This is a genomic window from Pseudomonas sp. DC1.2, from assembly GCF_034351645.1.
Lineage (GTDB): Bacteria > Pseudomonadota > Gammaproteobacteria > Pseudomonadales > Pseudomonadaceae > Aquipseudomonas.
The window spans coordinates 5,302,188-5,329,052 of the sequence record NZ_CP133782.1 but is presented as its reverse complement, the minus strand read 5'-3'; the positions used below and the strand labels follow the sequence as shown (position 1 = coordinate 5,329,052).

Annotated in this window: 26 protein-coding genes; 19 read left to right on the top strand and 7 right to left on the bottom strand. The window is 59.7% G+C overall.

From position 1 onward, the window contains the following. Positions 1-78: 78 nt before the first annotated feature. Complete coding sequence (locus RHM68_RS24240) at positions 79-831, bottom strand: hypothetical protein (RefSeq protein ID WP_322219519.1); 753 nt, start codon at positions 829-831, stop codon at positions 79-81. A 109-nt stretch (positions 832-940) separates the two neighbouring features. On the opposite strand from RHM68_RS24240, the gene RHM68_RS24235 reads away from it, so the two are divergent. Both RHM68_RS24235 and RHM68_RS24230 read left to right on the top strand, forming a co-directional pair. Further along, positions 941-1,573 (top strand): 2OG-Fe(II) oxygenase, encoded by a 633-nt coding sequence (locus RHM68_RS24235; RefSeq protein ID WP_322219518.1) that lies wholly within the window; start codon positions 941-943, stop codon positions 1,571-1,573. 2 nt (positions 1,574-1,575) lie between these two features. Beyond that, positions 1,576-2,061, top strand: coding sequence for a DUF523 domain-containing protein (locus RHM68_RS24230; RefSeq protein WP_322219517.1), 486 nt, complete (start codon positions 1,576-1,578; stop codon positions 2,059-2,061). A 125-nt stretch (positions 2,062-2,186) separates the two neighbouring features. Here the strand turns inward: RHM68_RS24230 and RHM68_RS24225 are convergent, their stop codons facing one another. Next, positions 2,187-2,771 (bottom strand): transporter substrate-binding domain-containing protein, encoded by a 585-nt coding sequence (locus tag RHM68_RS24225; protein WP_322219516.1) that lies wholly within the window; start codon positions 2,769-2,771, stop codon positions 2,187-2,189. A 133-nt stretch (positions 2,772-2,904) separates the two neighbouring features. Here RHM68_RS24225 and RHM68_RS24220 point away from each other — a divergent pair, with 133 nt between their 5' ends. Next, complete coding sequence (locus RHM68_RS24220; RefSeq protein ID WP_322219515.1) at positions 2,905-3,330, top strand: DUF4399 domain-containing protein; 426 nt, start codon at positions 2,905-2,907, stop codon at positions 3,328-3,330. 63 nt (positions 3,331-3,393) lie between these two features. Here RHM68_RS24220 and serA read toward each other — a convergent pair whose 3' ends face one another. Then, entirely contained in the window at positions 3,394-4,623 is a 1,230-nt protein-coding gene (gene serA, locus RHM68_RS24215) for a phosphoglycerate dehydrogenase (protein WP_322219514.1), read from the bottom strand. 204 nt (positions 4,624-4,827) lie between these two features. On the opposite strand from serA, the gene RHM68_RS24210 reads away from it, so the two are divergent. The 3 genes from RHM68_RS24210 (at position 4,828) to RHM68_RS24200 (ending at position 8,058) form a co-directional block, all read left to right on the top strand. Continuing rightward, positions 4,828-6,222, top strand: a complete 1,395-nt coding sequence (locus RHM68_RS24210; protein WP_322223931.1) for an FAD-binding oxidoreductase — start codon at positions 4,828-4,830, stop codon at positions 6,220-6,222. 40 nt (positions 6,223-6,262) lie between these two features. After that, a complete protein-coding gene (locus RHM68_RS24205) occupies positions 6,263-6,928 on the top strand; it encodes a fumarylacetoacetate hydrolase family protein (RefSeq protein ID WP_322219513.1) in 666 nt (221 codons plus the stop codon). Between the two features lie 194 nt (positions 6,929-7,122). Continuing rightward, a complete protein-coding gene (locus RHM68_RS24200; RefSeq protein ID WP_322219512.1) occupies positions 7,123-8,058 on the top strand; it encodes an SdiA-regulated domain-containing protein in 936 nt (311 codons plus the stop codon). Positions 8,059-8,118: 60 nt separating this feature from the next. On the opposite strand, the gene rpiA is transcribed toward RHM68_RS24200, so the two are convergent. Further along, positions 8,119-8,793 carry a ribose-5-phosphate isomerase RpiA gene (rpiA, locus tag RHM68_RS24195; RefSeq protein ID WP_322219511.1) on the bottom strand — a complete coding sequence of 225 codons (675 nt, stop codon included), beginning with the start codon at positions 8,791-8,793 and terminating at the stop codon, positions 8,119-8,121. 147 nt (positions 8,794-8,940) lie between these two features. Here rpiA and ilvA point away from each other — a divergent pair, with 147 nt between their 5' ends. Further along, positions 8,941-10,455, top strand: a complete 1,515-nt coding sequence (ilvA, locus tag RHM68_RS24190; protein WP_322219510.1) for a threonine ammonia-lyase, biosynthetic — start codon at positions 8,941-8,943, stop codon at positions 10,453-10,455. A 39-nt stretch (positions 10,456-10,494) separates the two neighbouring features. Continuing rightward, the gene (locus RHM68_RS24185; RefSeq protein ID WP_322219509.1) at positions 10,495-10,923 is read left to right on the top strand and encodes a DUF2269 domain-containing protein; all 429 of its coding nucleotides are present in this window, start codon (positions 10,495-10,497) and stop codon (positions 10,921-10,923) included. Between the two features lie 49 nt (positions 10,924-10,972). Here the strand turns inward: RHM68_RS24185 and RHM68_RS24180 are convergent, their stop codons facing one another. Then, positions 10,973-11,629, bottom strand: a complete 657-nt coding sequence (locus RHM68_RS24180) for an HAD family hydrolase (protein WP_322219508.1) — start codon at positions 11,627-11,629, stop codon at positions 10,973-10,975. Positions 11,630-11,772: 143 nt separating this feature from the next. Here RHM68_RS24180 and RHM68_RS24175 point away from each other — a divergent pair, with 143 nt between their 5' ends. Beyond that, entirely contained in the window at positions 11,773-12,252 is a 480-nt protein-coding gene (locus tag RHM68_RS24175) for an RNA pyrophosphohydrolase (RefSeq protein ID WP_007945562.1), read from the top strand. Positions 12,253-12,274: 22 nt separating this feature from the next. Further along, positions 12,275-14,554: a phosphoenolpyruvate--protein phosphotransferase gene (gene ptsP, locus RHM68_RS24170; protein WP_322219507.1), complete on the top strand. Its 2,280-nt coding sequence runs from the start codon at positions 12,275-12,277 to the stop codon at positions 14,552-14,554. A 59-nt stretch (positions 14,555-14,613) separates the two neighbouring features. On the opposite strand, the gene RHM68_RS24165 is transcribed toward ptsP, so the two are convergent. Next, positions 14,614-15,360: an NRDE family protein gene (locus RHM68_RS24165; RefSeq protein ID WP_322219506.1), complete on the bottom strand. Its 747-nt coding sequence runs from the start codon at positions 15,358-15,360 to the stop codon at positions 14,614-14,616. Positions 15,361-15,495: 135 nt separating this feature from the next. On the opposite strand from RHM68_RS24165, the gene RHM68_RS24160 reads away from it, so the two are divergent. The 3 genes from RHM68_RS24160 (at position 15,496) to RHM68_RS24150 (ending at position 18,210) form a co-directional block, all read left to right on the top strand. Further along, positions 15,496-16,278, top strand: a complete 783-nt coding sequence (locus tag RHM68_RS24160; RefSeq protein ID WP_322219505.1) for a sulfite exporter TauE/SafE family protein — start codon at positions 15,496-15,498, stop codon at positions 16,276-16,278. 81 nt (positions 16,279-16,359) lie between these two features. Then, the gene (gene lgt / locus RHM68_RS24155) at positions 16,360-17,175 is read left to right on the top strand and encodes a prolipoprotein diacylglyceryl transferase (protein WP_322219504.1); all 816 of its coding nucleotides are present in this window, start codon (positions 16,360-16,362) and stop codon (positions 17,173-17,175) included. A gap of 63 nt (positions 17,176-17,238) precedes the next feature. After that, on the top strand, positions 17,239-18,210 hold the full coding sequence (locus RHM68_RS24150; RefSeq protein ID WP_322219503.1) for a thymidylate synthase: 972 nt from the start codon (positions 17,239-17,241) through the stop codon (positions 18,208-18,210). A 69-nt stretch (positions 18,211-18,279) separates the two neighbouring features. On the opposite strand, the gene cadR is transcribed toward RHM68_RS24150, so the two are convergent. Continuing rightward, a complete protein-coding gene (gene cadR / locus RHM68_RS24145; protein WP_322219502.1) occupies positions 18,280-18,729 on the bottom strand; it encodes a Cd(II)/Pb(II)-responsive transcriptional regulator in 450 nt (149 codons plus the stop codon). Between the two features lie 84 nt (positions 18,730-18,813). On the opposite strand from cadR, the gene RHM68_RS24140 reads away from it, so the two are divergent. The 6 genes from RHM68_RS24140 (at position 18,814) to RHM68_RS24115 (ending at position 26,816) form a co-directional block, all read left to right on the top strand. Next, positions 18,814-21,111 carry a heavy metal translocating P-type ATPase gene (locus RHM68_RS24140; RefSeq protein WP_322219501.1) on the top strand — a complete coding sequence of 766 codons (2,298 nt, stop codon included), beginning with the start codon at positions 18,814-18,816 and terminating at the stop codon, positions 21,109-21,111. Positions 21,112-21,127: 16 nt separating this feature from the next. After that, positions 21,128-21,991 (top strand): LysR family transcriptional regulator, encoded by an 864-nt coding sequence (locus RHM68_RS24135; RefSeq protein WP_322219500.1) that lies wholly within the window; start codon positions 21,128-21,130, stop codon positions 21,989-21,991. Between the two features lie 75 nt (positions 21,992-22,066). Next, positions 22,067-22,741 (top strand): hypothetical protein, encoded by a 675-nt coding sequence (locus RHM68_RS24130; RefSeq protein ID WP_416195215.1) that lies wholly within the window; start codon positions 22,067-22,069, stop codon positions 22,739-22,741. A 204-nt stretch (positions 22,742-22,945) separates the two neighbouring features. Continuing rightward, positions 22,946-24,025, top strand: a complete 1,080-nt coding sequence (locus tag RHM68_RS24125; RefSeq protein WP_322219499.1) for a putative 2-aminoethylphosphonate ABC transporter ATP-binding protein — start codon at positions 22,946-22,948, stop codon at positions 24,023-24,025. Next, positions 24,022-25,746 carry a putative 2-aminoethylphosphonate ABC transporter permease subunit gene (locus RHM68_RS24120; protein ID WP_322219498.1) on the top strand — a complete coding sequence of 575 codons (1,725 nt, stop codon included), beginning with the start codon at positions 24,022-24,024 and terminating at the stop codon, positions 25,744-25,746. Before RHM68_RS24125 ends, RHM68_RS24120 begins: the two co-directional genes overlap by 4 nt. 44 nt (positions 25,747-25,790) lie before the next feature. Continuing rightward, complete coding sequence (locus tag RHM68_RS24115; RefSeq protein WP_322219497.1) at positions 25,791-26,816, top strand: putative 2-aminoethylphosphonate ABC transporter substrate-binding protein; 1,026 nt, start codon at positions 25,791-25,793, stop codon at positions 26,814-26,816. The last annotated feature ends 49 nt before the right edge of the window (positions 26,817-26,865 follow it).

The following is a 26,865-nucleotide window of genomic DNA, read 5'->3' as shown; positions in this document are numbered from 1 at the left end:
GAAGGTCCGTGCCTCTTCGCGAGCCGGCTCGCTTCGACATGAGTGCGCAGTTCAACGGTGTGCGTCCAGACGCTGAAATTACGGGCTCAGGTTCGAGGTACTTTGCCCCACCGCCAACCCCGCCCGAATTGCCGCCAGCGCGGCCTGGTAATACGCCTTGCCCTCGGCGGATTCGGCAAACGTGGCGAATTCCTCCAGCTCGTCATCTGACAAGTCGCGGTAGACATACAGCAGCGTGTTATTGAGGTCGGCGCCAATCTGATCCATCAAGCGCTGACGCTGACCATTCAACATGCCCTGTGCCTGAGCACTGCCCAGCAAACCGGGGATCATCGAACTCAGGCTGTCTGCCGCCACGCCGGCAATCGCCAGGCTGACTTCGGCACCGGCTTCACGGGCGGGGAGGGCCTGGGCCAGGTGGCCGATGATTAATACACGGCTGTCGCTGGCCTGGATTTTCGGCAAGCCCTTGGCGGTTTTCGCCAACTGATCGCGGCGGGTCGCCAACAGTTCGGCGGCGACGATTTTCTTGCCCAGGGCCGATTGAAAAAACGATAACGCGGGCTTGGGGTCGGCGAGGGTCTTGCGCAATTGCGCTTTGGCCCGTTGGTCGATGGCTTGAGGGGCGAAGCGCTGGTTGCTGTTGTTCACCAATGCGTCGAACACGGCTGGCGGCAGGCTGTTCTGATAACGCTGCTGGGCGGCCGACAGCGCATCGTTAAAATGCGCGCGTTGGTCTGGCCAGCCGGTAACCTTGTACAGCTGGTCGTGGCCGTCTGCCCAAGCGGGCAAAACACAGAGCATCAACAGTGAAAAAAGCAAACGGCGCATAGGGACTCCTGTCAGCAGGCGACTATTCTCCGTGCGGTACAAGAACTTGTCGAGAATTCGTATCAAACCCGCTGCGCGGCGCTGTCGGATTTGCAGGCACAGGAATACTATGCGCGCCATGCAAATACCCTCTGATCACCCGCTGCTGTTACGTATCGTCGACGACCTGGCTGCACGCGGCTGGTCACAGCAGACTATTTTCCTGCCCCAGTCTTTGACCCTGGAACTGGCGGCCGAGTGCCGTAAACGTGCCGCCGAAGGCGAACTGGTCCCGGCGGCGGTGGGGCGCGGGCCGACCTCGGAGATTCGCGAGGGTATTCGGGGCGATCATATTCAGTGGCTCGAACCCGGCGAGGGCGGGCCCTGCGACCGTTATCTGGGGTTGATGGACAGTCTGCGCGAGGCCATGAATCGCGGTTTGTTCCTGGGACTGGAAGACTTCGAAAGCCATTTCGCTCTGTACCCGCCCGGCGCGTTCTACCTCAAACATGTCGACCGTTTTCGCGACGATGATCGGCGCATGGTGTCGGCGGTGATCTACCTTAACGACGGCTGGCTGCCTGAACACGGTGGCCAGTTGCGCATGTACCTTGAGGACGGCATCGAACATGATGTGGTGCCGACCGGCGGATGCCTGGTGGTGTTTCTGTCCGGGGAGGTGCCCCACGAAGTCCTGCCCGCGACCCGTGATCGCCTGTCGTTGACGGGGTGGTTCCGGCGTCGGGGTAACGAGCCGTTCTGATCATGCAAAAAATTCTGATAAGCCGCTGTCTGCTCGGCCATCGCGTGCGTTACGACGGTGGCGCGAGCGGGCCGTTCGATCAACTTCAGCAATGGATTGAAGAAGGACGGGTCGTGCCGCTGTGCCCCGAAGTGGCGGGTGGCTTACCGACACCGCGGGCCGCCGCGGAAATTCCCGGAGGGCAGGGCGCTGAAGTGCTCGACGGCCGTCAGCCGGTCATGACGACCGCGGGCGAGGATGTCAGCGCCGAGTTTCTTTCAGGGGCGTATCAAGCGCTGGCGTGTGTGCAAAAGCACGGTATCCGCATTGCCGTGCTCAAGGCCAACAGCCCGTCCTGCGGCAATGTCCTGACCTATGACGGAACGTTCAGCGGGGTGAAAGTCCGTGGCGAAGGCGTGACCGCAGCACTGCTCAAACGGCATGGGGTTCAAGTGTTCAGCGAGCTTGAACTGCCTGAGGCTGCAGCGGCATTGGCAACCCTCAACTGAAGCCCTGGCACAAAACCTGTGTGCGAATCTGCTTTCGAAAGCGCGGTGTCAGCCACCTGGATATCGACTGATCCTGCGCTATCGCGAGCAAGCTGGCGCCCACAGGGTTATACCTCAGTTTGAAATCAAGGTTTGGGCTCTGCGCTCGTTTGCGCCCCAAACCACTTCTGCGTCAACGCTTCCAAGCGGCCATCGGCCTTGATTCGCTGCAACGCGTTTTGAAGGCTGTTGTGAAACGCCGGGTTGCCCTTCTGAAACGGAATCACCAAGCCTGTGGGTGCGCCCGCCTTTGGCGCCGTTTCCTGAAGCGACTGCATGAGCTGCATCGAGTGCAGTTGTTGTTTTTGCGCGATCAATTGCGCATCGGCATAGCTATAAGGCGCGCTGAAATCGAAACGATCCTTCAGATCCGGGGTCAGTGCTATGTGGTTGATGGCGACGTCGTACTTGCCGGTTTCAACACCCGGTAACAGTTCGCCCGCCTCGGTCACGACGAAGTCGGCCCGCACATCCAGTTCATTGGCCAGCAGTTGGCCTAACTCAACCTCGAAGCCAGTGAGTTTGCCGTCCTCCTTGAAGTTGTAGGGCGGTGTATTGGCCTCCAGGGCTATACGCAGTTCACCGCGGTCGTTGACGTCGTCGATCAATTCGGCATGAGCCAAAGGGCTCAAAAGGGGTAGCAGACAGATCAGGCCAGGCAAAAAACGCATGGTCACTCCTTGATTTCATTAATGCGACGCTCTGTTCAGGCTCGCTTTGCTATGGTTGTCGAGTGCCTTCGACAACGAATGGCCATGAAGTTGTCATGGCCAGGCGGATTTTACGAAAAAACTGGAGAAGAGAATGAAAACCTTTATTTCACGTGCTGCTTTGGCTGGTCTGCTGCTGGGGGCATCAATGATGGCCAGCGCGGCGACCCCGGCTCCGGCAGGTTCCAAAGTGTTTATCGTCTCACCGCAGAATGGCGCCACCGTGGACAAGACCTTCAAGGTCAAGTTCGGCGTCCAAGGCGTCGCCCTGGCTCCGGCTGGCGACGATACCAAGAACACCGGTCACCACCATTTGCTGATCGACGCCAAGGACCCGATTGCCGCCGGTGCAGTCATCCCGGTCGACGCCAATCACGTGCATTTCGGCAAAGCCCAGACCGAAACCGAACTGACCCTGACCCCTGGCAAGCACACCTTGCAGCTGGAACTGGGCGACAAGAGCCACATGGCTTTCGAACCACCGGTCGTCTCCGAAAAGATCACCGTAACGGTGAAGTGACTTTTCCGTCGGCATGAAAAAGGGAGCTCCGAGGAGCTCCCTTTTTCGTCACTCAAGTTGCGATCAGAACAACACGCGGCAACGAATGGTGCCGTTGATGTGTTGCAGCTTCTCTTGCGCCAGGTCCGAATACTCGGCGTCGACGTCGATCACGACGTAGCCGACTTTCTCGTTGGTCTGCAGGAACTGACCGGAGATGTTGATACCGTTTTCGGCGAAAACCTTGTTGATCTCGCTCATCACACCCGGAATGTTTTCGTGGATGTGCAACAGACGGTGCTTGCCAGGGTGAGCCGGCAGGGCCACTTCCGGGAAGTTCACCGACGATACCGACGTACCGTTGTCGCTGTACTTGACCAGTTTTTCCGCCACTTCCAGACCAATGTTGGCCTGCGCTTCAGCGGTGGAACCGCCGATGTGTGGTGTCAGGATCACGTTATCCAGGCCACGCAGCGGGCTTTCGAACTCTTCGTCGTTGGAGCGAGGCTCTACCGGGAACACGTCGATGGCCGCGCCGATCAGGTGCTTGTCCTTGATCGCGTCCGCCAAAGCGTCCAGTTCGACCACGGTGCCGCGTGCGGCGTTGATCAGGATGCCGCCCTTCTTGATGGCACGGATTTCCTTCTCACCGATCATCCACTGGGTGGCCGCGGTTTCAGGCACGTGCAGGGTGACGATGTCGGACATGCCCAGCAGTTCGGTGAGGCTGCCGACCTGCGTTGCGTTGCCCAGCGGCAGCTTGGTCACAACGTCGTAGAAGTACACGCGCATGCCCAGGCCTTCGGCCAGGACTGACAGCTGCGTACCGATCGAGCCGTAACCGACGATGCCCAGCTTCTTGCCGCGGATTTCGAAGGAGTTGGCTGCGCTTTTGATCCAGCCGCCACGGTGGCAGGAAGCGTTCTTCTCAGGGATGCCGCGCAGCAACAGGATCGCTTCAGCCAGTACCAGTTCGGCGACAGAACGGGTGTTGGAGTACGGTGCGTTGAATACCGCGATACCGCGCTCACGTGCCGCGTTCAGGTCAACCTGGTTGGTGCCGATGCAGAAACAGCCAACAGCCACCAGTTTCTTCGCGTGATCGAAGATTTCTTCGGTCAGTTGAGTGCGGGAACGAATGCCGATGAAATGAGCATCAGCGATCTTTTCCTTCAACTGGGCTTCCGGCAGAGAACCGGTGAGGTACTCAATGCTGGTGTAGCCCGCCGACTTGAGGACGTCGACAGCCGATTGGTGGACGCCTTCGAGAAGAAGGAACTTGATCTTGCTCTTATCGAGAGAAGTCTTGCTCATCTGCGTAAACCTGTATCCCGGAGAAAAATGGCAGGAATCGGACAGCGGGAGCTGACCCGGACGGCAAGAAAGCCGTCACCGCAGAACAGCCTTTGGGCACTACCCTGCGGGGGCGGTATGCTAGCATACGCACCCCGCTAAACACTCATTCCTGCGACGTGAAGCGTACTCAGGATGACCATGAATTGTTCGAGAGTTCTGTCGATGACCCATCCTGCGCTGATTGATGAGCTGAAGACCCTGGTTGAGCCTGGCAAGGTCCTGACCGATGCCGACTCCCTCAATGCTTATGGCAAGGATTGGACCAAGCATTTCGCCCCGGCCCCCACCGCCATCGTGTTTCCCAAGACCACCGAGCAGGTCCAGGCCATTGTGCGCTGGGCCAATGAGCGCAACGTGGCACTGGTGCCGTCCGGCGGTCGTACCGGTTTGTCTGCCGCTGCGGTGGCCGCGAATGGCGAAGTGGTCGTGTCCTTCGACTACATGAACCAGATTCTCGACGTGAACCTGACCGACCGCACCGCTGTTTGTCAGCCAGGCGTGGTCACTGAACAGTTGCAGAACAAGGCTGAAGAACATGGCCTTTACTACCCGGTGGATTTCGCGTCGGCCGGTTCGAGTCAGATTGGCGGCAATATCGGCACCAATGCCGGCGGGATCAAGGTGATTCGCTACGGCATGACCCGCAATTGGGTAGCCGGCCTGAAAGTGGTCACCGGTAAAGGCGATCTGCTGGAGCTGAACAAGGACTTGATCAAGAACGCCACCGGTTACGACTTGCGCCAGTTGTTCATCGGCGCCGAAGGCACCCTCGGTTTCGTGGTCGAAGCCACGATGCGTCTGGACCGTGCGCCGAAAAACCTGACGGCGATGGTTCTTGGCACCACTGATTTCGACTCGATCATGCCGGTGCTGCATGCGTTCCAGAGCAAACTCGACCTCACCGCGTTTGAGTTTTTCTCGGACAAGGCCTTGGCCAAGGTCCTGGCCCGTGGCGACGTGCCGGCGCCGTTCGAATCCGATTGCCCGTTCTACGCACTGCTGGAATTCGAAGCGACGACTGAAGACGTCGCCAACCACGCCCTGGAAACCTTTGAGCACTGCGTCGAGCAGGGCTGGGTGCTGGACGGCGTGATGAGCCAGAGTGAAAGCCAGCTGCAAAACCTGTGGAAGCTGCGCGAGTACATCTCCGAGACCATCTCCCACTGGACGCCGTACAAGAACGACATTTCGGTCACGGTATCGAAAGTCCCGGCATTCCTGAAGGAAATCGACGCGATTGTCGGCGAACACTACCCGGACTTTGAAATCGTCTGGTTCGGCCACATCGGCGACGGCAACCTGCACCTGAACATCCTCAAGCCGGATAACCTCGACAAGGATGAGTTCTTCGCCAAGTGCGCAACCGTCAACAAGTGGGTGTTTGAAACCGTCGAGAAGTACAACGGTTCGATCTCCGCCGAACACGGTGTGGGCATGACCAAGCGCGACTACTTGACCTACAGCCGTTCCCCGGTTGAGATCGAGTACATGAAAGCGGTCAAGGCCGTATTCGATCCGAACGGCATCATGAACCCGGGCAAGATTTTCGCTGTTTGAAACAGCGGTCCCTGAAGAATCCACGAAGCAGGAGTCGGTAATGAGCTATCAGCACCAGTATGTCGACGGAACGCGTATTCACTTCCCGCTCGGGAAAGTGGTGTGCATTGGCCGTAACTACGCCGAACACGCCAAGGAGCTGGACAATCCGGTGCCTACCGAGCCGCTGCTGTTTATCAAGCCAGGCAGTTGCGTGGTGGCGCTGGAAGGCGGTTTCGTCATTCCGACCGAGCGTGGCTCGGTGCATTACGAAGCGGAAATCGCTGTGTTGATCGGTAAGCCGCTGTCGACCAAGCCCAGCCGCGAAGAAGTGCTCGATGCCATCTCTGGTTTCGCCCCGGCCCTGGACCTGACGCTGCGCGACAAACAGGGCGAGCTGAAATCGAAAGGCCTGCCGTGGGAAATCGCTAAATCCTTCGACGGTGCGGCGGTGATCGCGCCGTTCGTGGCCAGCTGTACTTTTGCCGACCTGACCGACATCGGCATCCGCCTGACCATCAACGGCGAAATTCGCCAGGATGGCAATAGCAAGGACATGCTCAACCCGATTGTGCCGATGATCCAGTACATGGCTGGCTGCTTCTCGCTGCAAGCCGGTGACGTGATCCTTACGGGCACGCCAGTGGGCGTGGGCCCGCTGAATGTCGGTGACGAACTGGTGCTGGAATTACCCGGCGCGAGCAGCTTCAACAGCAGCGTTCGCTGACTGAGGCATTGCTGAACCCTGTGGGAGCCAGGTTGCGGGCCCCCACTATTGCTTGTGACGGTGCCCTTCTACCGATGGCGTCCCCGCCACCTACATTTTTCAACGGTTGTCTGGATATTTCCGGGGCGAAGTGCGTCTTATTTCACCTCGTTGTGCTATTACCCGTAGCCTGAATTTCTGGAATTCGTCCCCTGATGCCTCCGCAACCACAACCTGCGCTCAACACTGCCCGCCGCTCGCGCTTCGCCATGCGTTGGTATGCCTGGCTTTTGCTGGTGGCTGGCGCCGCCTACGGCCTCGCGTTTGCGATGCATTGGGACGATCGCGGCATGCTTTGGGTGCTGGAATACTTCGAAAGCCCAGTCGAGCGCCAACAAAGCGTCTGGCTACCGGATTATCGAGTGGTGATCGACGCCAAATTGCTGCCAGGCATGGAGAAGGATGAAGCGTCCGACCTTGCCTATAATCCCCAATCCAAAACCCTGTTCTCGGTCATGGGCAAGAACCCGTTTCTGGTGGAATTGACGTTGCAGGGTGATGTGCTGCGCAAGATACCGCTGCTGGGGTGGAGTAATCCGGAAGGGGTCACAGTGATGGAAAACGGCCTGTTAGGCATTGTCGACGAGCGTGAGCACATGCTTTCCATCGTCAAGATTGACGCCGATACCCGCGAGCTGCACCGCGACAGCTTCCCCAAGTACGACCTCGGCCCATCGAAGAACCAGAACAAAGCCTTCGAGGCTGTCGCCTGGGATCCGCGCAATCATCAGCTATTGTTGGGCGAAGAGCGCCCGCCTGCGCTGTTCAGTTGGAAGAGCGACGGGAGCCAGACCCTGACAGGGGATAAACAGAAACTGGTTAATGACGAACTGGACATCCGCAACCTGTCGGCCTTGGCCATTGACCCGCGCACGGGGCACACCCTGGCGCTGTCAGCCGATTCGCACATGCTGCTGGAGCTGGATGAGAAGGGTGAACAGGTCAGCTTCATGACCCTGCTGGGCGGTTTCAACGGGCTGAAGCATGCGATCCCCCGCGCTGAAGGTGTGACCATGGACGAAGCGGGCACGCTGTACATGGTCAGTGAGCCGAACCTGTTCTACACCTTCAAAAAACCCGTCCAAAACTGATCAACACCCCTCCAAAAAAACACTGTGGGCCGGCGCCCACAGCCGGGTCGGTGTCTCTGATTACTTGGCGCGCAGGGTTTTTACGCCTTCGCGGGTGCCCAGCAACAGCAAATCAGCCGGACGTGCCGCGAACAGACCGTTAGTGACCACGCCGACGATGGCGTTGATTTGCGTTTCCAACTGCACAGGGTTGGTGATCTGCATGTTGAACACGTCGAGGATGATGTTGCCGTTATCGGTTAGCACGCCTTCGCGGTATACCGGGTCACCGCCCAGCTTCACCAGTTCGCGGGCCACGTGGCTGCGAGCCATCGGGATCACTTCGACCGGCAGTGGGAACGCGCCGAGTACCGGGACGAGTTTGCTGCCATCGGCGATGCAGATGAAGGTTTTGGCCACGGCCGCCACAATCTTCTCGCGGGTCAGGGCTGCGCCACCGCCCTTGATCAGGTTCAGGTGCTCGTCGCTTTCGTCGGCGCCATCGACGTAGAACTCGAGGTCGCTGACGGTGTTCAGCTCATACACCGGGATGCCGTGGCCCTTCAGGCGTGCAGCGGTGGCTTCGGAGCTGGCAACGGCGCCATCGAACGCGCCCTTATGCTTGGCCAGTGCGTCGATGAAGCAGTTGGCGGTGGAGCCGGTGCCGACCCCGACGACGCTCTTGTCATCGAGCTTGGGGAGGATGAAGTCGACGGCGGCCTGAGCCACTGCCTGTTTGAGTTGATCCTGGGTCATGCGGGCTCCGAAGCGGGCAAGGATAGAACGGAAAGGGCGGCATTATAGCCTCATGCCGGGCTAAAACCTCTTGATGTGTGTGGTCGCTTGGGCGAAAGCCGGGTTAGACTCCTTGGCCCTGCCCAACCCGCCCAGTGATGCTTTCCGATGCTCGAACAGTACGTCAAAAAGATCCTCACCTCGCGCGTTTATGACGTTGCCGTAGAAACCCCACTGCAGACTGCTCGCCAGCTCTCCGAGCGGCTGGGCAACAACATTTGGCTCAAGCGTGAAGACTTGCAGCCGGTGTTCTCGTTCAAGATTCGCGGCGCCTACAACAAGCTGACTCAGCTGAGCGAAGAAGAGCGCGCTCGTGGCGTGGTCACCGCGTCGGCGGGCAACCACGCACAAGGCCTGGCCCTGGCGGCGAAAGTGCTGGGCGTGAAAGCGACCATCGTGATGCCCAAGACCACCCCGGAAATTAAAGTGGAAGGCGTGCGTTCGCGTGGTGGCAAAGTGGTGCTGCACGGTGATTCGTTCCCGGAAGCCCTGGCCTACTCGCTGAAATTGGTCGACGAAAAAGGCTACGTTTACATTCATCCGTATGACGATCCCCACACTATTGCCGGGCAGGGCACGGTGGCCATGGAGATTCTGCGCCAACACCCTGGCCGCCTGGACGCGATTTTCGTTCCGGTGGGCGGCGGCGGCTTGATCGCCGGGATCGCGGCTTACGTAAAGTACCTGCGTCCTGAAATAAAAATCATCGGCGTCGAACCGGACGATTCCAACTGCTTGCAAGCCGCCATGGCGGCCGGCGAACGGGTGGTGCTGCCGACTGTGGGCATCTTTGCCGACGGCGTTGCAGTGGCGCAGATCGGTCAATACACCTTCGAAATCTGTAAAGATCATGTTGATCAGGTGATCACTGTCAGCACCGACGAGATCTGTGCCGCAATCAAGGATATCTACGACGATACGCGCTCAATCACCGAGCCTGCCGGCGCCTTGGGTGTGGCCGGTATCAAAAAATACGTCGAGCTGTACGGCGTCACCGGCCACACCTTCGTGGCCATCGACTCTGGCGCCAACGTTAACTTCGACCGCCTGCGCCACGTTGCCGAGCGCGCCGAACTGGGTGAAGGCCGCGAAGCCATTATCGCGGTGACCATCCCTGAGAAACCGGGCAGCTTCAAGGCGTTCTGCGAAGCCATCGGTAAACGCCAGATCACTGAATTCAACTACCGCTACAACACCGGCAGCGAAGCGCACATCTTCGTTGGTGTACAGACTCACCCGGACACCGACCCCCGCAGTGCATTGATCGCCAGCCTCAGCGAACAGGGTTTTCCGGTGCTGGACCTGACCGACAACGAGCTGGCCAAGTTGCATATTCGGCATATGGTCGGTGGCCGCGCGGCGCAGGTCGTCGATGAAGTGGTGCTGCGCTTCGAGTTTCCGGAGCGTCCGGGGGCGCTGTTCAACTTCCTCAACAAGCTCGGCGGGCGCTGGAACATCTCGATGTTCCACTACCGCAACCACGGCGCAGCAGATGGCCGTGTAGTCGCGGGCCTGCAAGTGCCTCACAACGAACGCCATCTGGTGCCAGCGGCGCTGGAAGAAATCGGCTACCCGTATTGGGACGAAAGCGACAACCCGGCCTATCAGCTGTTTCTCGGCTGAGCGGCTACGCTGATGGGCACGTCATAAGGAAACTGCACAATGGAAACGTTAACGGCCCTGAAAGTGGCTCATGTGGTGGCGACGGTATTGCTGCTGGTCAGTGCGCTGGGGCTGGCAATGTGGGTGTGGCGCGCGCGGCGTAAGGGTGACGCGACGGCGCCTGCCCGCACGTTACGGCGTCCACTGGTGTTCATCTGGGTATTGATGGGCGTGGCGTTGCTGAGTATGCCGTTTACCGGCTGGTGGATGGCACATCTGGTGGGGTGGCCGCTGGGGCAGACCTGGATTCTAGCGTCGAGCGCGCTTTACAGCGTGGCGGCGCTGGCGTGGTTTTGGCTGTTGGTACGCCTCAACAGACTGCGCACAGCACCTGCGACGAGCAATGGCACGTTTACCTGGGCCTTGGCGCTGTTCAGTTTTGTCTGCTTTATCGCGATTGCGGGATTGATGGGCGCTAAACCGGTTTAAAGCGCTGGACGTGGGCGACGCCATCGCGAGCCGGCTCGCGATGGCGATTTCAGTCGCGCAACGACATCACCGGCCAGCCACGCTTGTGCGCTTCAGCGCGCAGGTTCGGATCCGGATCAACCGCTATCGGGTGCGTCACCTGCTCCAGCAGCGGCAAATCATTCATTGAATCACTGTAGAAATAGCTGCCTTGCAGCGAATACCCAGTCTCTTCCAGCCAACGATTGAGTCGCGTCACCTTGCCTTCGCGAAAGCACGGAATGTCGGTGCTGCGTCCGCTGTAGCGGCCATCGACCATTTCACACTCGGTGGCGATCAGGGTGTCGACGCCCAAACGTGCGGCAATCGGCCCGGTGACGAAGCGGTTCGTGGCGGTGATAATCACCAGCTTATCGCCGGCTTCGCGGTGTTTGGCCAGCAGTTCGAGGGCTTGGGGCAGCATGATCGGCTCGATGCAATCGCGCATGTAGTCGCGGTGCCAAAGGTCCAGGGTGGCCATGTCGGTTCGGCCGAGTATTTCCAGGCAGAAATTCAAATACGCGGCGTTATCCAGCGTGCCAGCCAGGTAGTCCTGATAGAACGCATCGTTGCGCGCCTTGTACGTCACAGCATCCAGAAAGCCGCGCTCGCACAGGTAATCGCCCCACGCGTGGTCACTGTCGCCGCACAGCAGCGTGTTGTCCAAGTCGAATAAAGCCAACCGCATTGCAGTTACTCGCTGAAAAGTCTGTAGAAAGGCCTGAAGAATACGTACTTTTCACAAGAGTGCACATAAGGTAGGCCGGCTCGTTGCTGCCTTCACAACCTTTGTGGAACAATGCGGCCACATGCGTTTGCGAGGTTGTTGCCGTGATCGACCCCGATGGTTTCCGCCCCAATGTCGGGATCATTCTTACGAATGATGCCGGCCAGGTGCTATGGGCTCGCCGTATCAATCAAGATGCCTGGCAGTTTCCTCAAGGTGGGATCAACCCCCAGGAGACGCCGGAAGACGCCTTGTACCGCGAGTTGAACGAAGAAGTGGGTCTGGAGCGTGAAGATGTTGAAATTCTCGCCTGCACCCGGGGCTGGTTGCGCTATCGTTTGCCGCAACGTCTGGTCCGAACCCACAGCCAACCGCTGTGCATCGGCCAGAAACAGAAATGGTTTCTCCTGCGCCTGATCTCCAACGAGCAGCGGGTGCGGATGGATTTAACCGGTAAACCGGAATTCGATGGCTGGCGCTGGGTCAGTTATTGGTATCCGTTGGGCCAGGTGGTGACATTCAAGCGCGAGGTGTATCGACGCGCTCTCAAAGAGCTTGCCCCGCGCCTTTTAACGCGCGACTGACGACGGAGTTCGACCCCGAGCCATGCTCAATACGCTGCGCAAGATCGTCCAGGAAGTTAACTCCGCCAAGGATCTCAAGGCGGCGTTGGGGATTATTGTGTTGCGCGTCAAAGAGGCGATGGGCAGCCAGGTCTGCTCGGTCTACCTGCTTGACCCCGAGACCAACCGTTTTGTACTGATGGCCACCGAGGGCTTGAACAAGCGCTCTATCGGCAAGGTCAGCATGGCGCCTAATGAAGGTTTGGTCGGCCTGGTCGGCACGCGTGAAGAACCCCTGAACCTCGAAAACGCCGCTGATCACCCGCGCTACCGTTACTTCGCCGAGACCGGTGAAGAACGCTATGCCTCATTCCTCGGGGCGCCGATCATTCACCACCGTCGCGTCGTCGGCGTGTTGGTCATCCAGCAAAAAGAGCGCCGCCAGTTCGATGAAGGTGAAGAAGCCTTCCTCGTGACCATGAGCGCACAGCTTGCCGGCGTTATCGCCCACGCCGAGGCTACCGGTTCGATCCGTGGCCTGGGCCGTCAGGGCAAAGGCATTCAGGAAGCCAAGTTCGTCGGCGTACCGGGTTCGCCGGGGGCGGCGGTCGGTACGGCGGTGGTCATGCTGCCGCCGGCTGATCTGGACGTGGTGCCAGACAAGCACATCACCGACATCGATGCCGAACTTGGTTTGTTCAAAACCGCGATTGAAGGTGTGCGCGCCGACATGCGCACCTTGTCGGCCAAGCTCGCGACGCAGTTGCGTCCAGAAGAGCGGGCCTTGTTCGACGTGTACCTGATGATGCTTGACGATGCGTCGCTGGGCAGCGAGGTCACCACAGTGATCAAGACTGGCCAGTGGGCCCAGGGCGCGTTGCGTCAGGTGGTCACTGATCACGTCAATCGCTTCGAATTGATGGACGACGCCTACCTGCGCGAGCGCGCCTCGGACGTCAAGGATCTGGGCCGTCGGTTGCTCGCCTATTTACAGGAAGAGCGTCAACAGACCCTGGTTTACCCCGACAACACGATCCTGATCAGCGAGGAACTGACGCCGGCGATGCTCGGCGAGGTGCCGGAGGGCAAGCTGGTGGGCCTGGTGTCGGTGCTGGGTTCCGGCAACTCGCACGTAGCAATCCTGGCGCGAGCCATGGGCATCCCGACGGTGATGGGCCTGGTTGACCTGCCTTACGCCAAGGTCGATGGCATTCAGATGATCGTCGATGGCTACCACGGCGAGGTCTATACCAACCCCAGCGACTTGCTGCGCAAGCAGTTCGCCGAGGTGGTCGAGGAAGAGAAACAGTTGGCGTTGGGGCTCGATGCCCTGCGCGATTTGCCGTGCGAGACGCTCGATGGTCACCGCATGCCGCTCTGGGTCAACACCGGCCTGCTGGCGGACGTGGCACGGGCGCAGAAGCGTGGTGCCGAGGGCGTAGGTCTTTACCGCACCGAAGTGCCGTTCATGATCAACCAACGCTTCCCCAGCGAAAAAGAGCAACTGGCGATCTACCGCGAGCAACTGGCGGCCTTCCATCCGCAACCGGTGACCATGCGCAGCCTTGACATCGGTGGTGACAAGTCGCTGTCGTACTTCCCGATCAAGGAAGACAACCCGTTCCTCGGCTGGCGCGGTATTCGCGTTACCCTCGACCACCCGGAAATCTTCCTGGTGCAGACCCGCGCGATGCTCAAGGCCAGCGAAGGCTTGAACAACCTGAGAATCTTGCTGCCGATGATCTCCGGTATCCATGAACTCGAAGAAGCCCTGCACCTGATTCACCGGGCCTGGGGTGAAGTCCGTGACGAAGGCACTGACGTGCCGATGCCACCGATTGGCGTAATGATCGAGATTCCGGCGGCTGTTTATCAGACCAAGGAACTGGCGCGGATGGTGGACTTCCTGTCGGTCGGCTCCAATGACCTGACGCAGTACCTGCTGGCCGTGGACCGTAACAACCCGCGAGTGGCCGATCTTTACGACTACCTCCACCCGGCGGTGTTGCAAGCCTTGCAGAACGTGGTGCGTGACGCCCACGCCGAAGGCAAGCCTGTGAGCATTTGCGGTGAGATGGCTGGTGATCCGGCCGCCGCGGTGCTGCTGATGGCGATGGGTTTCGACAGCCTGTCGATGAACGCTACCAACTTGCCGAAAGTGAAGTGGATGCTGCGTCAGATCAACCTGAGCAAGGCCAAGGAGTTGCTGGCCGAGCTGATGACCATCGACAACCCGCAAGTTATCCACAGCTCGCTGCAACTGGCGCTGAAGAACCTTGGGTTGGCGCGGATGATCAATCCGGCTTCGGCCAAGACCCTCTAAACCGGCGCTGGCTTCATCGCGGGCTTGCCCGCGATGAAGCCAGTAAAGTTGGCATAAGGCTAAATGCGGATCTCCACTTCCCCCAAATGCCCGCCATACGGTCCGAAACTGCGCTCAACCATCACCCGCGTCCCATCTGCTTGAACAATCAGCGCCGTACTCGCCCGCGTGCCATACGTGGGGCTGGCGATGAACACACTCGACAACAGGCTTTCCGTCGCCAGCCCAACCCCGGTATCCGGCAACTCGGCAAACGGCGCCGTCTGTGGGTCATTCAGCAACGCCAATAAAGCCGCCGGCTGCGGGTCATCCAACACGTCGCTCAACGCTGCCTTGGCCTTGAGCAGTTTCGGCCACGGTGTATCCAGCCCTGCGTTCGACAACCCATACACGCCTGGCGTTAACCTCACCGCTTGCGACGCACGGGCATTGAAGTGCCACAGCTCCTGAGCATTGCCGATCAGTAGGTTAAACCCGGCGTATTCCAGTGCGCGTGCAACCACATCGTTCACATACTCATCAATTGGCAGGTCGCTGCTGAGAAACCGTGCCACCAGTTCACCTCTAGACTTGCGGGCGGGTGGCTGATGGGGGTCGCGAATATTGGTCAGCGCGGCGAAGCGCCCGAGGGCACCGATGCCGAGCCAAGTGCCGCCGGCCTCGAGGTCGCGGCCGGCATGCACATGCGGTGCATGTGGCCATGACGCCAGCGGCAGGCTAGGCCGGGCGTAGAATTCGTCGCGGTTGGCGGCGACGATCAGCGGCTGTGCGTGACCGGGCCGCCACGCGAAAACAATCAGGCACATAAGGTGATCCTTGTGTGTTTTTTTGCTCACTCTACGCAGACATCGCTCATCGATCCATCGGCTTACACAGTGGAGCCCAAGGGCCTGCATCCGTTACCATGCCGCTCCTATTTTCGGGAAGCTTGGGGTACGGCCATGGAATTTCTGCTCTATCTGGCGCTGGGCGCCTGCGCAGGCGTTCTGGCCGGGCTATTTGGGGTCGGTGGCGGGATCATTATCGTCCCGGTGCTGGTGTTCAGTTTCACCCTGCAGGGCTTCGATGCCTCGATCCTGACCCATCTGGCCATCGGCACCTCACTGGCGACCATCATTTTTACTTCGGTCAATGCGGTGCGCGAACATCACCGCCGTGGCGCCGTGCGTTGGCCGATTTTTGCCTGGATGACCCTGGGCATTCTCCTCGGCGCCGGTTTCGGCGCGCTGACGGCCGAAGCGATCAGTGGCCCGAATTTGCAGAAAATCATCGGTGTATTTGCGTTGATCATCTCCGTTCAACTCGCCCTCGACTTCAAACCCAAGGCCAGTCGAACGGTGCCGGGTAAAGTCGGTCTGACCCTGGCTGGCAGCTTTATTGGCTGGGCGTCGGCGATTTTCGGGATTGGCGGTGGTTCGCTGACCGTGCCGTTTTTGACCTGGCGCAGCGTGCCGATGCAGCAAGCGGTGGCCACGTCCTCGGCGTGTGGTCTGCCCATTGCCTTGGCGAGTGCATTAAGTTTCATGATTTTGGGGTGGCACGATCCATTGCTACCGCCCCATAGTCTCGGCTTTGTTTATTTGCCGGCGTTGCTGGGGATCGCCCTGACCAGTATGTTTTTTGCTCGCCTCGGCGCCCGACTGGCCCACACGCTGTCGCCGCGTTTGCTCAAAAGACTGTTCGCCGCTTTGCTGTTCTGTGTGGGGCTGAGCTTTTTGCTCTGAGGTTCCGCGCAATCCTGGCTTAATCCTGAGGTGACAGCGTCGCCCAGGTTTTTAAAGTTCCAATTTTAACGAGGAGTCGCAATGCTGCCTTACCCGCAGATCGACCCGGTGGCCCTGGCCATCGGTCCGCTGAAAATCCATTGGTACGGTCTGATGTACCTGATCGGCATCGGCGGCGCTTGGCTGCTGGCGTCACGGCGGCTGAACCGCTTCGACCCGACCTGGACCAAGGAAAAGCTCTCCGACATGATTTTCTGGATGTCGATGGGGGTCATTGTCGGCGGCCGGTTGGGGTATGTGCTGTTCTACGACCTGAGTGCTTACCTCGCCAACCCGACACTGATTTTCGAAGTGTGGAAGGGCGGCATGGCGTTCCACGGTGGATTCATTGGCGTAATGGTCGCGGCTTGGTGGTTCGGCCGGCGCAACGGCAAGTCGTTCTTCCAACTGATGGACTTTGTCGCACCGATGGTGCCCATTGGCCTGGGTGCCGGGCGCATCGGCAACTTCATCAACGCCGAGTTGTGGGGCAAGCCGACCGATCTGCCGTGGGCGATGATTTTCCCGCCGTTCAGCGACCCGGCGCAGCTGCCGCGTCACCCCTCGCAGCTGTATCAGTTCGCTCTTGAAGGCGTCGCACTGTTCGTCATTCTCTGGTTGTTCTCGCGCAAGCCTAGGCCGACTATGGCCGTGTCCGGTATGTTCGCGCTGTTCTACGGGATCTTCCGTTTCATCGTCGAATTCGTCCGTGTGCCTGATGCGCAGCTGGGCTATCTGGCATTTGGCTGGGTGACCATGGGCCAGATTCTGTGCATCCCAATGATTGTCGCCGGTCTCTTCCTGATCTGGCTGGCGTATCACCGCGCTCCGGCAACGCCCGCTGCCCCGGCTGTTTAAGACGCCGCGCTCTACATTCGAACCCCGGGACTTGCGTCCCGGGTTCAAGGACACAGGTAACTCATGAAGCAATATCTCGATCTGGTGGCCCACGTCATCAAGAACGGCACCAAACAGGCCAACCGCACCGGCATCAACACCATCAGCTTTCCGGGGGCGATGCTGCGTTATGACCTGAAGGAAGGTTTCCCGGCGATCACTACGCGCAAAATGGCGTTCAAGTCTGCCATCGGCGAGATGTGTGGCTTTTTGCGTGGGGTGAACAACGCCGCCGAATTCCGCGCGTTGGGCTGCAAGGTCTGGGACCAGAACGCCAACGAAAACGCACAGTGGCTGGCCAACCCGTTCCGTCAGGGCGACGACGATCTCGGTGAGATCTACGGTGTGCAATGGCGCAAATGGCCGGCGTACAAGCAGATTCCGCTCAGCAACACCGCCGCCATCGAGCAGACCCTCAGCCAGGGTTATCGCCAGATCGCTGAAGGCCAAGAAGACGGTCAGGCCTACGTGGTGCTGTACAAGGCAATCGACCAGATTCGCCAATGCATCGACACCATCATCAAAGACCCGGGCAGCCGCCGCATCCTGTTCCACGGCTGGAACGTTGCCCAGCTTGATGAAATGGCGTTGCCGCCGTGCCACCTGCTGTACCAGTTCCACCCGAATGTCGAGACTCGGGAAATTTCCCTGACCCTCTACATCCGCTCCAACGACCTAGGGTTGGGCACGCCGTTCAACCTCACCGAAGGCGCTGCACTGCTGAGCCTGATCGGTCGTCTGACCGGCTACACGCCGCGCTGGTTCACCTACTTCATCGGCGACGCTCACGTTTACGAAAACCACTTGGACATGCTCAACGAACAGCTCACGCGCGAGCCGTTCCCGATGCCCAAACTGGTGATCAGTGACCGCGTGCCGGAGTTTGCCAAGACCGGCATTTACCAGCCGCAGTGGCTGGAGTTAATCGAGCCGAGCGACTTCACGCTTGAGGGTTATCAGCACCACGCGCCGATGACCGCGCCGATGGCGGTTTAAAAATTCGACGCTAGTCCTCTTGTGGCAAATTGATCGTTCACACGCTCGCGTGGGAACGATCATTGACCACTAGTGGCCGTGGCTTCGGCCGACATGGGAATGCTCAACCTCCGTCGCCACCACGCCGCCACTGACTTCCAACCGCTGCAAAATCCCGCACTGATCGACGTCCGGCCCTTCGCCGCAGCGTTGGCGCAGGTCGAGCAGTTGTGTCTGCAAGGCGAGTAACCCATCGATCCTGGCCTTGACGTGCTGGATGTGTTCGTCAATCAGCGCGTTGACGTTCTCGCATTGATCCTGCGGACTGTCGCGCAGGGCCAGCAGGCTGCGGATCTCTTCCAGGGTCATGTCGAGGGTGCGGCAGTTGCGAATAAAGGTCAGGCGCTCGGCGTGGGCCTGCGCGTAGACGCGATAGTTGCCGTCGCTGCGGGCCGGTTCCGGCAACAGGTTTTCGCGCTCGTAGTAACGGATGGTTTCCACCGCGCAGTCGGTGAGTTTTGCCAATTCGCCGATCTTCATTGTCGTCGTCTCCAAATGGGTGCTTGACCCTATAGTGGCTACAGGGTCTTTACTTGGCAACAAGCACTTTTACGGACGCGACCCATGAGCGACTCCTTGCACACCCACGCCCCCAAGACTGGGCATGATCACGATCACGATCACGATCATGGCCATAGCCATAGCCATAGCCACACGCTGCAGCCCGTGCGTAAGCATGACCACGGCAGTCATGGTGATGCCTGCTGTTCTTCCAGCGCGGCACCACCTTCGCTGATTAAGTTGAGCGAAACGCCGACCGACGGTGCGCGATTGAGCAGTTTTCGCATCGACGCAATGGACTGCCCGACCGAGCAAACGCTGATCCAGAACAAACTGGGCAAGCTCAGCGGTGTGCAGCAACTGGAATTCAACTTGATCAACCGCGTGCTGGGTGTGACCCACGACCTGCCAAGCACCGCGCCGATCATCGAGGCCATCAAGTCCCTTGGCATGCACGCCGAGCCGATGGATCAAGGGACTGAAGCGCCCGCGCCGACAGCCCAGAAAAAACACTGGTGGCCATTGGCGCTATCCGGTGTCGGTGCGCTGGCCGCTGAGGTGATTCATTTCACCAGCGCCGCACCGACCTGGGTGGTCGCAATCATCGCGCTGGTGTCGATCCTCAGCGGTGGCCTCACCACCTATAAAAAGGGCTGGATTGCCCTGAAAAACCTCAACTTGAACATCAATGCGCTGATGAGCATCGCCGTGACAGGGGCCGTGCTGATCGGGCAGTGGCCGGAAGCAGCCATGGTGATGTTCCTGTTCACCGTGGCCGAACTGATTGAAGCCAAATCCCTGGATCGCGCGCGCAACGCCATCGGCGGGCTTATGCAGATGACCCCGGAGCGGGCCACGGTGCAGCAGGCCGACGGCAATTGGGTCGAGCAAGACGTCAAAACCATCGAGTTGGGTGCGCGGGTGCGGGTGCGTCCGGGTGAGCGGATTGGTCTTGATGGCCAAGTTGTTTCCGGCACGTCCACCATCGATCAGGCGCCGATCACCGGCGAAAGCTTGCCGATCGAAAAAACCGTCGGCGACAAAGTCTTCGCGGGCACCATCAACCAGGCCGGCTCGCTGGAATACAGCGTGACGGCGGCGGCCAATAACTCGACCCTGGCGCGAATTATTCACGCCGTCGAGCAGGCGCAGGGCGCGCGGGCGCCGACTCAGCGCTTCGTTGATCAGTTTTCGAAAATCTACACGCCCGCAGTGTTTGCCTTTGCGCTGGGCGTGGCGGTGATTGCGCCGTTGTTCATGAGCGGTTTGTGGTTTGACTGGATTTACCGGGCGCTGGTGTTGCTGGTGGTGGCGTGCCCTTGCGCACTGGTGATTTCCACGCCGGTGACCATCGTCAGCGGCCTGGCGGCTGCGGCCCGCAAAGGGATTCTGGTCAAGGGCGGCGTGTACCTGGAGGGCGGCTACAAGCTCGATTACCTGGCGTTGGACAAAACCGGGACGCTCACTCACGGTAAACCGGTGCAGACCGATTACCTGTCCCTCGACCCGACCGCCGAGGCTTCTGCCCCGTCCATTGCAGCGGCGCTGGCCGGTCGCTCCGATCACCCGGTGTCATTGGCCATCGCCAACGCGGCGTTGGATAAACAGGGGGCGGCGCTGGTTGTGGATAACTTCGAAGCGTTGCCCGGTCGTGGCGTTCGCGGCGAAATCAACGGTCAGGTCTACCACCTGGGCAACCATCGGTTGGTGGAAGAGCTGAACCTGTGTTCGCCGGCGCTGGAAGAGAAACTGTTTGCGCTGGAGAAACAGGGCAAATCCGTGGTGCTGCTGCTCGACATGTCCGGCCCGTTGGCGTTGTTTGCCGTGGCGGACACGGTAAAAGAATCCAGCCGCGAGGCGATCCAGCAATTGCATGACCTGGGCATCAAAACCCTGATGCTCACGGGCGATAACGTTCACACCGCCCAAGCGATTGCCGCACAAGTGGGCATCGATCAGGCGCAGGGCGACTTGCTGCCAACCGACAAATTGCAAGCTATCGAAGCTCTTTATGCACAGGGGCATCGGGTGGGCATGGTCGGCGACGGGATCAACGACGCGCCAGCACTGGCACGCTCGGAAATCGGTTTCGCCATGGCGGCGGCGGGCACCGATACCGCTATCGAAACCGCCGATGTCGCCTTAATGGACGATGATCTGCGCAAGATTCCGACCTTTATTCGTCTGTCGCGGCAGACGTCGAGCATCTTGAAACAGAACATTGCCTTGGCATTGGTGATCAAAGCTATCTTTCTTGGAGTAACCTTCGCCGGGATCGCCACCATGTGGATGGCGGTGTTCGCCGACATGGGCGTCAGCCTGCTGGTGGTGTTCAACGGTTTGCGCCTGTTGCGCAAATAGACGATGAGGAACGGCTGTGCTGAGTGCCGAGCTAAAAGCTTTTTACATGGTGGCCCGTTTGGGCAGTATCACCCTGGCAGCTAAAAAGCTCGGCCTGAGTCAACCGACGGTCACGACCCAGATCAAACACCTGGAAAGTCATTACTCGGTTGAGCTGTTCTACCGTGGTGGCCGCCGTCTGAGCGTCAGCGACGACGGCGCGCGGTTGCTGCCAATGGTCAAGGTGCTGTTGCAGCAGGAAGCCGACATAGAGTTTTTCCTGCGCAACAGTGGCCAAGTCCAAGGCACGCTGCGCATCGCCGCCACCGCGCCGTATTACATCCTCGATCTGGTGAAGACCTTTCGCGAGCGCTTGCCACAGGTGGAGGTTTCGGTGGAAATCGGCAACTCCCAGCAAGTGCTCGAAGCGCTGGAGGATTACCGGGTTGACGTCGCCGCGTCGTCGCAGTTACTGGACGACGCACGGCTGATTCGTCGGGTGTTGGGCAGCGATCCGCTGGTGCTGGCGGTGCATCGCAATCATCCGTTGGCGGTTCACGATCACGTGCCGCTCAGCGCACTGGCTGGACATACCTTGCTGATGCGCGAGACGGGCTCGACCACTCGGCGTCTGACGGAAGAGTTGCTGGCCAGCGCCGGCGTGAGTTTTGGCCCGTTGCTGGAGATTGGCAGCCGTGAATCCATCCGCGAGGCGGTACTGCGCAACATCGGCATCAGCATCATTGCGCGCCAGGAAGTGCCGCATGATCCGCAGTTGCGGGTACTGACCATCGAGAATGCGCCGCACATCCTTGAGTATCTGTACTGCCTCAAAGAGCGCAAAGGCGCGCGGTTGCCAGCGGCGTTTCTCGGGCTGGCGCAGGAAATGGCCCCGGCCTGATACCTGCGGCGACGGGGCTGGCCTGTTCGTGGGCAAGCCTCGTTCCTACGGGAACGCACTACGCATGAGCATCTATTGCGTTTGGTCAGCGACATCTTGAAGTCCGCCGTTCCTGATAAACCCTGGGTCTACAGCAACAGTCCGCATCACTACACGGAGGGCGGAATCGAGGTGAATCTGTTGAACGACGGCGCGCCGGTCGAGGTGCTGGAGTGTGGTCGTATCGCGAAGTCGTTGTTAGAACGCTTGAAGATAGATCCATTGCGGCATGGAGGGCTGGCGCTCGGAATGGGGTTGGATCGTCTGACCATGCTGCGCAAGGGCATTCCTGATATTCGCTTGTTGCGCGATCAAAACGTGCGCGTACAGGCGCAAATGCATGATTTGCTCCCATGGACTCCGGTGTCGCGTCTGCCGTCGATTGCTCGTGACATCTCGTTAGCGGTAACGCCGGGGTTGAGTGAGGAAGTCTTGACCGAAAGGATGTTGCACGCTGCCGGTGATTGTTCTGACTGGATTGAAGAAATGCAGATCAAAGGGCGTTGGGAATTCGCCGATTTGCCCGTGCAGGCCATTGAACGTCTAGGGCTGTTGCCGGGCCAGGAGAATGTCCTGCTGCGCGTAGTGCTGCGTGACTGCTCGCGATCTATCACGACCGCTGAGGCGAACGCTCTGTACGCGGACATTCAGGCGGCGATGCACGAGGGTGCGCCTGGAGCGGGTTACAAAATGGACCTTCCCAAACCTTGAATCCCTCATCGCGAGCAAGCTCGTTCCCACAGTTGACGGCGTTCTCCTATGGGAGCGAGCTTGCTCGCGATGGCGGCAGATCAGGCACCGCAGCACTCGAACCAAAATCCCCGAATACCACTATCAGCCGTTTTTGCCTCGCTGCCACATGACGGACGCATTACAAACCTAGGATGGCTTTCATCTGCTTGATGAGGCCTGTCCATGAACCACTCGATCGCAACTGCCCTGACCCACCCCGGCGCGCCGATGAAAGTGCGCGGCGTGCAGAAACGCTTTGGCGCTTTCACCGCGCTGGATAACGTTTCCCTCGACGTGGCGGCCGGTGAGCTGGTGTGTCTGCTGGGCCCGTCGGGCTGTGGCAAAACCACGTTGCTGCGCTGCATCGCCGGGCTGGAGAAGCAGGACAGCGGCGAGTTGTACCTCGGTGATCGCGACGTTTCCCACCTGGCGCCGCAAGCCCGGGACTACGGCATCCTGTTCCAGTCCTACGCGCTGTTCCCCAATCTGACCGTCGAAGCGAACATTGCCTACGGTCTCGCCGGCAGCGGTCGCGATGAAGTGCGCAAGCGGGTCGGTCAGATGCTGGAACTGGTCGGTCTGCTCGGCAGTGAGAAAAAGTACCCTGGCCAATTGTCTGGCGGCCAGCAGCAGCGGGTGGCACTGGCTCGGGCCTTGGCGCCGGCGCCTTCGCTGTTGCTGCTGGACGAGCCGATGTCGGCATTGGACGCCCGAGTTCGCGAACACCTGTGTACCGAACTGCGTCAATTACAGCGCAACCTCGGCATCACCACGCTGATGGTCACCCACAATCAGGACGAAGCGATGTTGATGGCCGACCGTATTGCTGTGATGAACAACGGCAAGGTCGAGCAGTACGCCACCCCGCAGGAAATCTACAACCGCCCGGCGACACCATTCGTGGCGGAGTTCGTCGGTCAGGGCAACTGGCTGCCATTCAACCGCAGCAGCGAGAGCCACGCTCAGGTAGGCGGGCTGAATATGCGCTTGGCCGAAGGTAGCGTCAAAACGGCTTCTGGCCGGTTGTTCTGTCGTCCGGAGGCGATCAACGTCAATCCGCCGGTACACGAGGAAAATCTGTTCCCGGCCAAGGTGCGGGAGATTACGTTTCTCGGTAACCGCTGCCGCATGAGCTTCGAGCTCGAGCAATTGCCCGGTCACGCGTTGCTGGCGGAACTGGCGCCGGAAGCCCTTCCACGCCTCGGAGCGCAGCAGATCATGGTCGCCTTGCCGCCGCGCAGCTTGCAGGTATTTGCCGGATGAGCGCGAACCTCGCGCTGCCGCTACCGCGCAAGCAGGTTCGGCAGACGTCTCGCGCGGAGATCGGTGACCGGGTGTTTGTGCTCGGGGGCAAAGTCTTACTGCTGGTGTTGCTCGGCGTCGCGGTATTGATGCCGTTGCTGGCGATCTTCTGGCGCGGCTTCAGCGCCGAAGCAGGGCAGGGGGGCGGTCTGGTCGCCGCCAGGGAATTGCTGAACAGTGCCAATTTTCACTGGTTGCTGGGCAATAGCCTGAAGGTGTCGCTCAGCGTCGCGGCCATTGTCGTACCGTTGGCGTACCTGTTTGCCTACGCCCTGCAACGCACGTTGATTCCCGGCAAAAGCCTTTGGCGCGGCTTGTCGCTTCTGCCACTGATGGCGCCGTCGATGCTGCCGGGGATCGCCCTGGTTTATCTGTTTGGTAACCAAGGCCTGCTGCGCGGTCTGCTCTCGGACAATATCTATGGCTTCTGGGGCATTGTGCTCGGTGAAGTGATCTACACCTTCCCGCATGCCTTGATGATTTTGTTGTCGGCGTTGTCTCTGGCGGATGCGCGATTGTTCGATGCCGCCTCCAGCATGGGTGCCAGTCCGGCCAAAGCCTTTCGTAGCATCACTTGGCCGGCGACTCGCCAAGCGGTGTTCGCCGCGTTCTGTCTGGTGTTCACCCTGACCATCACCGACTTCGGCGTGCCCGTGGTGGTTGGTGGCGACTATCAAGTGCTGGCGCTAGAAGCATACAAAGCGGTGGTCGGCCAGCAACAATTCGGGCGCGGCGCGTTGATCGGCATGGTCCTGCTGCTGCCGGCGCTGTTCAGTTTTGCGGTCGATGCCTGGCTGCGTCGCCGTCATGGCGATGCCATGAGCGGTCGCGCGCAAGTCTTTAAACCGGCGCCGTCGATGCGGCGGGACGCTTGCTACCTGGCCATTGTGCTGCTGATCTGCGCGATGTTGCTGCTGGTGTTCGGCATGGCGGTGTACTCCTCGCTGGTGAAGTTCTGGCCGTACAACCTGTCGCTGTCGCTCAACCACTACCAGTTCAACGACACGGCGGGCGGCGGTTGGCTGGCGTACAGCAACAGCGTGAAGATGGCCCTGTGTACGGCGCTGATTGGCAGTCTGCTGATTTTCACCGGTGCGTACCTGATGGAAAAAACCAAGGGCCAGTCGGGACTGAATCTGGCTTTGCGCATGCTCAGTTTTGTGCCGATGGCGGTGCCGGGCCTGGTACTGGGTTTGGGTTATGTCTTCTTCTTCAACCTCAACGGCAACCCGCTGCATGTGCTCTACGGGACCATGACCCTGCTGGTGGTCTGCACCATCGCTCACTATTTGACCACCGCACAAATGACCGCCACCACTGCGCTGCGCCAGCTCGACGCCGAGTTCGAAGCCGCTGCGCTGTCGCTCAAGGCGCCGTTGTATCGGCACTTCCTGCGGGTCACCGTGCCGATCTGCCTGCCCGCGTTACTGGACATCGTGCGCTACCTGTTCGTCTCGGCGATGACCACCGTCTCGGCCGCGATTTTCCTCTACAGCCCTGACACCATCCTCGCGGCAGTGGCGGTGCTGAACATGGACGACGCCGGCAACGTTGGCGGCGCAGCGGCCATGTCGACTCTGATTCTGTTCACCTCGGCGGGCGTGTCGCTGCTGCTGGCCTGGGCCTCGCGCGGGTTGTTGCGCCGCTCCCAGGCCTGGCGGCAGACCGCGCCCGGCCACTGATTCACCTGCGCCACTCAACTGCTGGTAAACAAAAGGGAAACGACATGTTCAAGCCTTTGGCCCTGGCCGCTGCTGTCCTCACTGCTTTCAGCCTGAACGCCTTCGCGGCAAAAACCGAGCTGACGGTGTACACCGCGCTCGAAGCCGAGCAACTGAAGACCTACAAGGACGCTTTCGAAAAAGCTAACCCGGACGTCGAAATCAAATGGGTGCGCGATTCCACCGGGATCATCACCGCCAAATTGTTGGCCGAAAAAGCCCGCCCGCAGGCTGATGCGGTCTGGGGCCTGGCGGCGTCGAGCCTGGCGATTCTTGACCAGCAAGGCATGTTGCAAAGCTATGCACCCAAGGATTTGGCCAAGATCGGTGGCAACTACCGCGACGCCGCCAACCCACCTGCCTGGGTCGGTATGGACGTTTGGGCGGCGACCATTTGCTTTAATACCGTCGAAGCCGAAAAGCAGGGTTTGAGTAAACCCGTGAGCTGGCAGGACCTGACCAAGCCTGAGTACAAAGGCAAGATCGTCATGCCTAACCCAGCCTCGTCCGGCACAGGTTTCCTCGACGTCAGCGCCTGGCTGCAAACCTTCGGCGAGCAGCAGGGCTGGCAGTACATGGACGACTTGCATCAGAACATCGGGCAGTACGTTCATTCCGGTTCCAAACCTTGCAAACTGGCCGCATCGGGCGAGTTCCCGATTGGTATTTCCTTTGAATACCCAGCGGTTCAGCTCAAGCGCCAAGGCGCGCCGCTCGACATCATCCTGCCGAAAGAAGGCCTGGGCTGGGAAATCGAAGCCACCGCCGTGATCAAGGGCACAGCCCATGAGGAGGCGGCCAAAAAACTGGCTGACTTTTCTGCCAGCCCGGCAGCGATGGAACTCTACAAAGAGAACTTTGCGGTCCTCGCTCAGCCTGGCATTGCCAAGCCGCAGACCGAATTGCCGGCGGATTACGAGCAGCGTTTGATCAAGAACGACTTTGCCTGGGCTTCAAAGCATCGCGACGAAATCCTGACCGAGTGGCGTAAGCGCTATGACGGCAAGTCCGAGAAGGTGGTTGCCAAGTAAGCACCACCTATCATTCCCACGCGCGGCGTGGGAATGATCATTGGGGAAG

Bases quoted from the DNA above. Each gene is read 5' to 3' on its own strand.
- RHM68_RS24115 (WP_322219497.1), top strand. From the start codon at position 25,791: ATGTTCAAGCCTTTGGCCCTGGCCGCTGCTGTCCTCACTGCTTTCAGC.
- RHM68_RS24225 (WP_322219516.1), bottom strand. From the start codon at position 2,771: ATGCGTTTTTTGCCTGGCCTGATCTGTCTGCTACCCCTTTTGAGCCCT.
- ilvA (WP_322219510.1), top strand. From the start codon at position 8,941: ATGCTCGAACAGTACGTCAAAAAGATCCTCACCTCGCGCGTTTATGAC.
- serA (WP_322219514.1), bottom strand. From the start codon at position 4,623: ATGAGCAAGACTTCTCTCGATAAGAGCAAGATCAAGTTCCTTCTTCTC.
- rpiA (WP_322219511.1), bottom strand. From the start codon at position 8,793: ATGACCCAGGATCAACTCAAACAGGCAGTGGCTCAGGCCGCCGTCGAC.
- RHM68_RS24185 (WP_322219509.1), top strand. From the start codon at position 10,495: ATGGAAACGTTAACGGCCCTGAAAGTGGCTCATGTGGTGGCGACGGTA.
- RHM68_RS24235 (WP_322219518.1), top strand. From the start codon at position 941: ATGCGCGCCATGCAAATACCCTCTGATCACCCGCTGCTGTTACGTATC.
- lgt (WP_322219504.1), top strand. From the start codon at position 16,360: ATGCTGCCTTACCCGCAGATCGACCCGGTGGCCCTGGCCATCGGTCCG.
- RHM68_RS24160 (WP_322219505.1), top strand. From the start codon at position 15,496: ATGGAATTTCTGCTCTATCTGGCGCTGGGCGCCTGCGCAGGCGTTCTG.
- ptsP (WP_322219507.1), top strand. From the start codon at position 12,275: ATGCTCAATACGCTGCGCAAGATCGTCCAGGAAGTTAACTCCGCCAAG.
- RHM68_RS24120 (WP_322219498.1), top strand. From the start codon at position 24,022: ATGAGCGCGAACCTCGCGCTGCCGCTACCGCGCAAGCAGGTTCGGCAG.
- cadR (WP_322219502.1), bottom strand. From the start codon at position 18,729: ATGAAGATCGGCGAATTGGCAAAACTCACCGACTGCGCGGTGGAAACC.
- RHM68_RS24205 (WP_322219513.1), top strand. From the start codon at position 6,263: ATGAGCTATCAGCACCAGTATGTCGACGGAACGCGTATTCACTTCCCG.
- RHM68_RS24125 (WP_322219499.1), top strand. From the start codon at position 22,946: ATGAACCACTCGATCGCAACTGCCCTGACCCACCCCGGCGCGCCGATG.
- RHM68_RS24150 (WP_322219503.1), top strand. From the start codon at position 17,239: ATGAAGCAATATCTCGATCTGGTGGCCCACGTCATCAAGAACGGCACC.
- RHM68_RS24140 (WP_322219501.1), top strand. From the start codon at position 18,814: ATGAGCGACTCCTTGCACACCCACGCCCCCAAGACTGGGCATGATCAC.
- RHM68_RS24220 (WP_322219515.1), top strand. From the start codon at position 2,905: ATGAAAACCTTTATTTCACGTGCTGCTTTGGCTGGTCTGCTGCTGGGG.
- RHM68_RS24180 (WP_322219508.1), bottom strand. From the start codon at position 11,629: ATGCGGTTGGCTTTATTCGACTTGGACAACACGCTGCTGTGCGGCGAC.
- RHM68_RS24165 (WP_322219506.1), bottom strand. From the start codon at position 15,360: ATGTGCCTGATTGTTTTCGCGTGGCGGCCCGGTCACGCACAGCCGCTG.
- RHM68_RS24230 (WP_322219517.1), top strand. From the start codon at position 1,576: ATGCAAAAAATTCTGATAAGCCGCTGTCTGCTCGGCCATCGCGTGCGT.
- RHM68_RS24200 (WP_322219512.1), top strand. From the start codon at position 7,123: ATGCCTCCGCAACCACAACCTGCGCTCAACACTGCCCGCCGCTCGCGC.
- RHM68_RS24240 (WP_322219519.1), bottom strand. From the start codon at position 831: ATGCGCCGTTTGCTTTTTTCACTGTTGATGCTCTGTGTTTTGCCCGCT.
- RHM68_RS24210 (WP_322223931.1), top strand. From the start codon at position 4,828: ATGACCCATCCTGCGCTGATTGATGAGCTGAAGACCCTGGTTGAGCCT.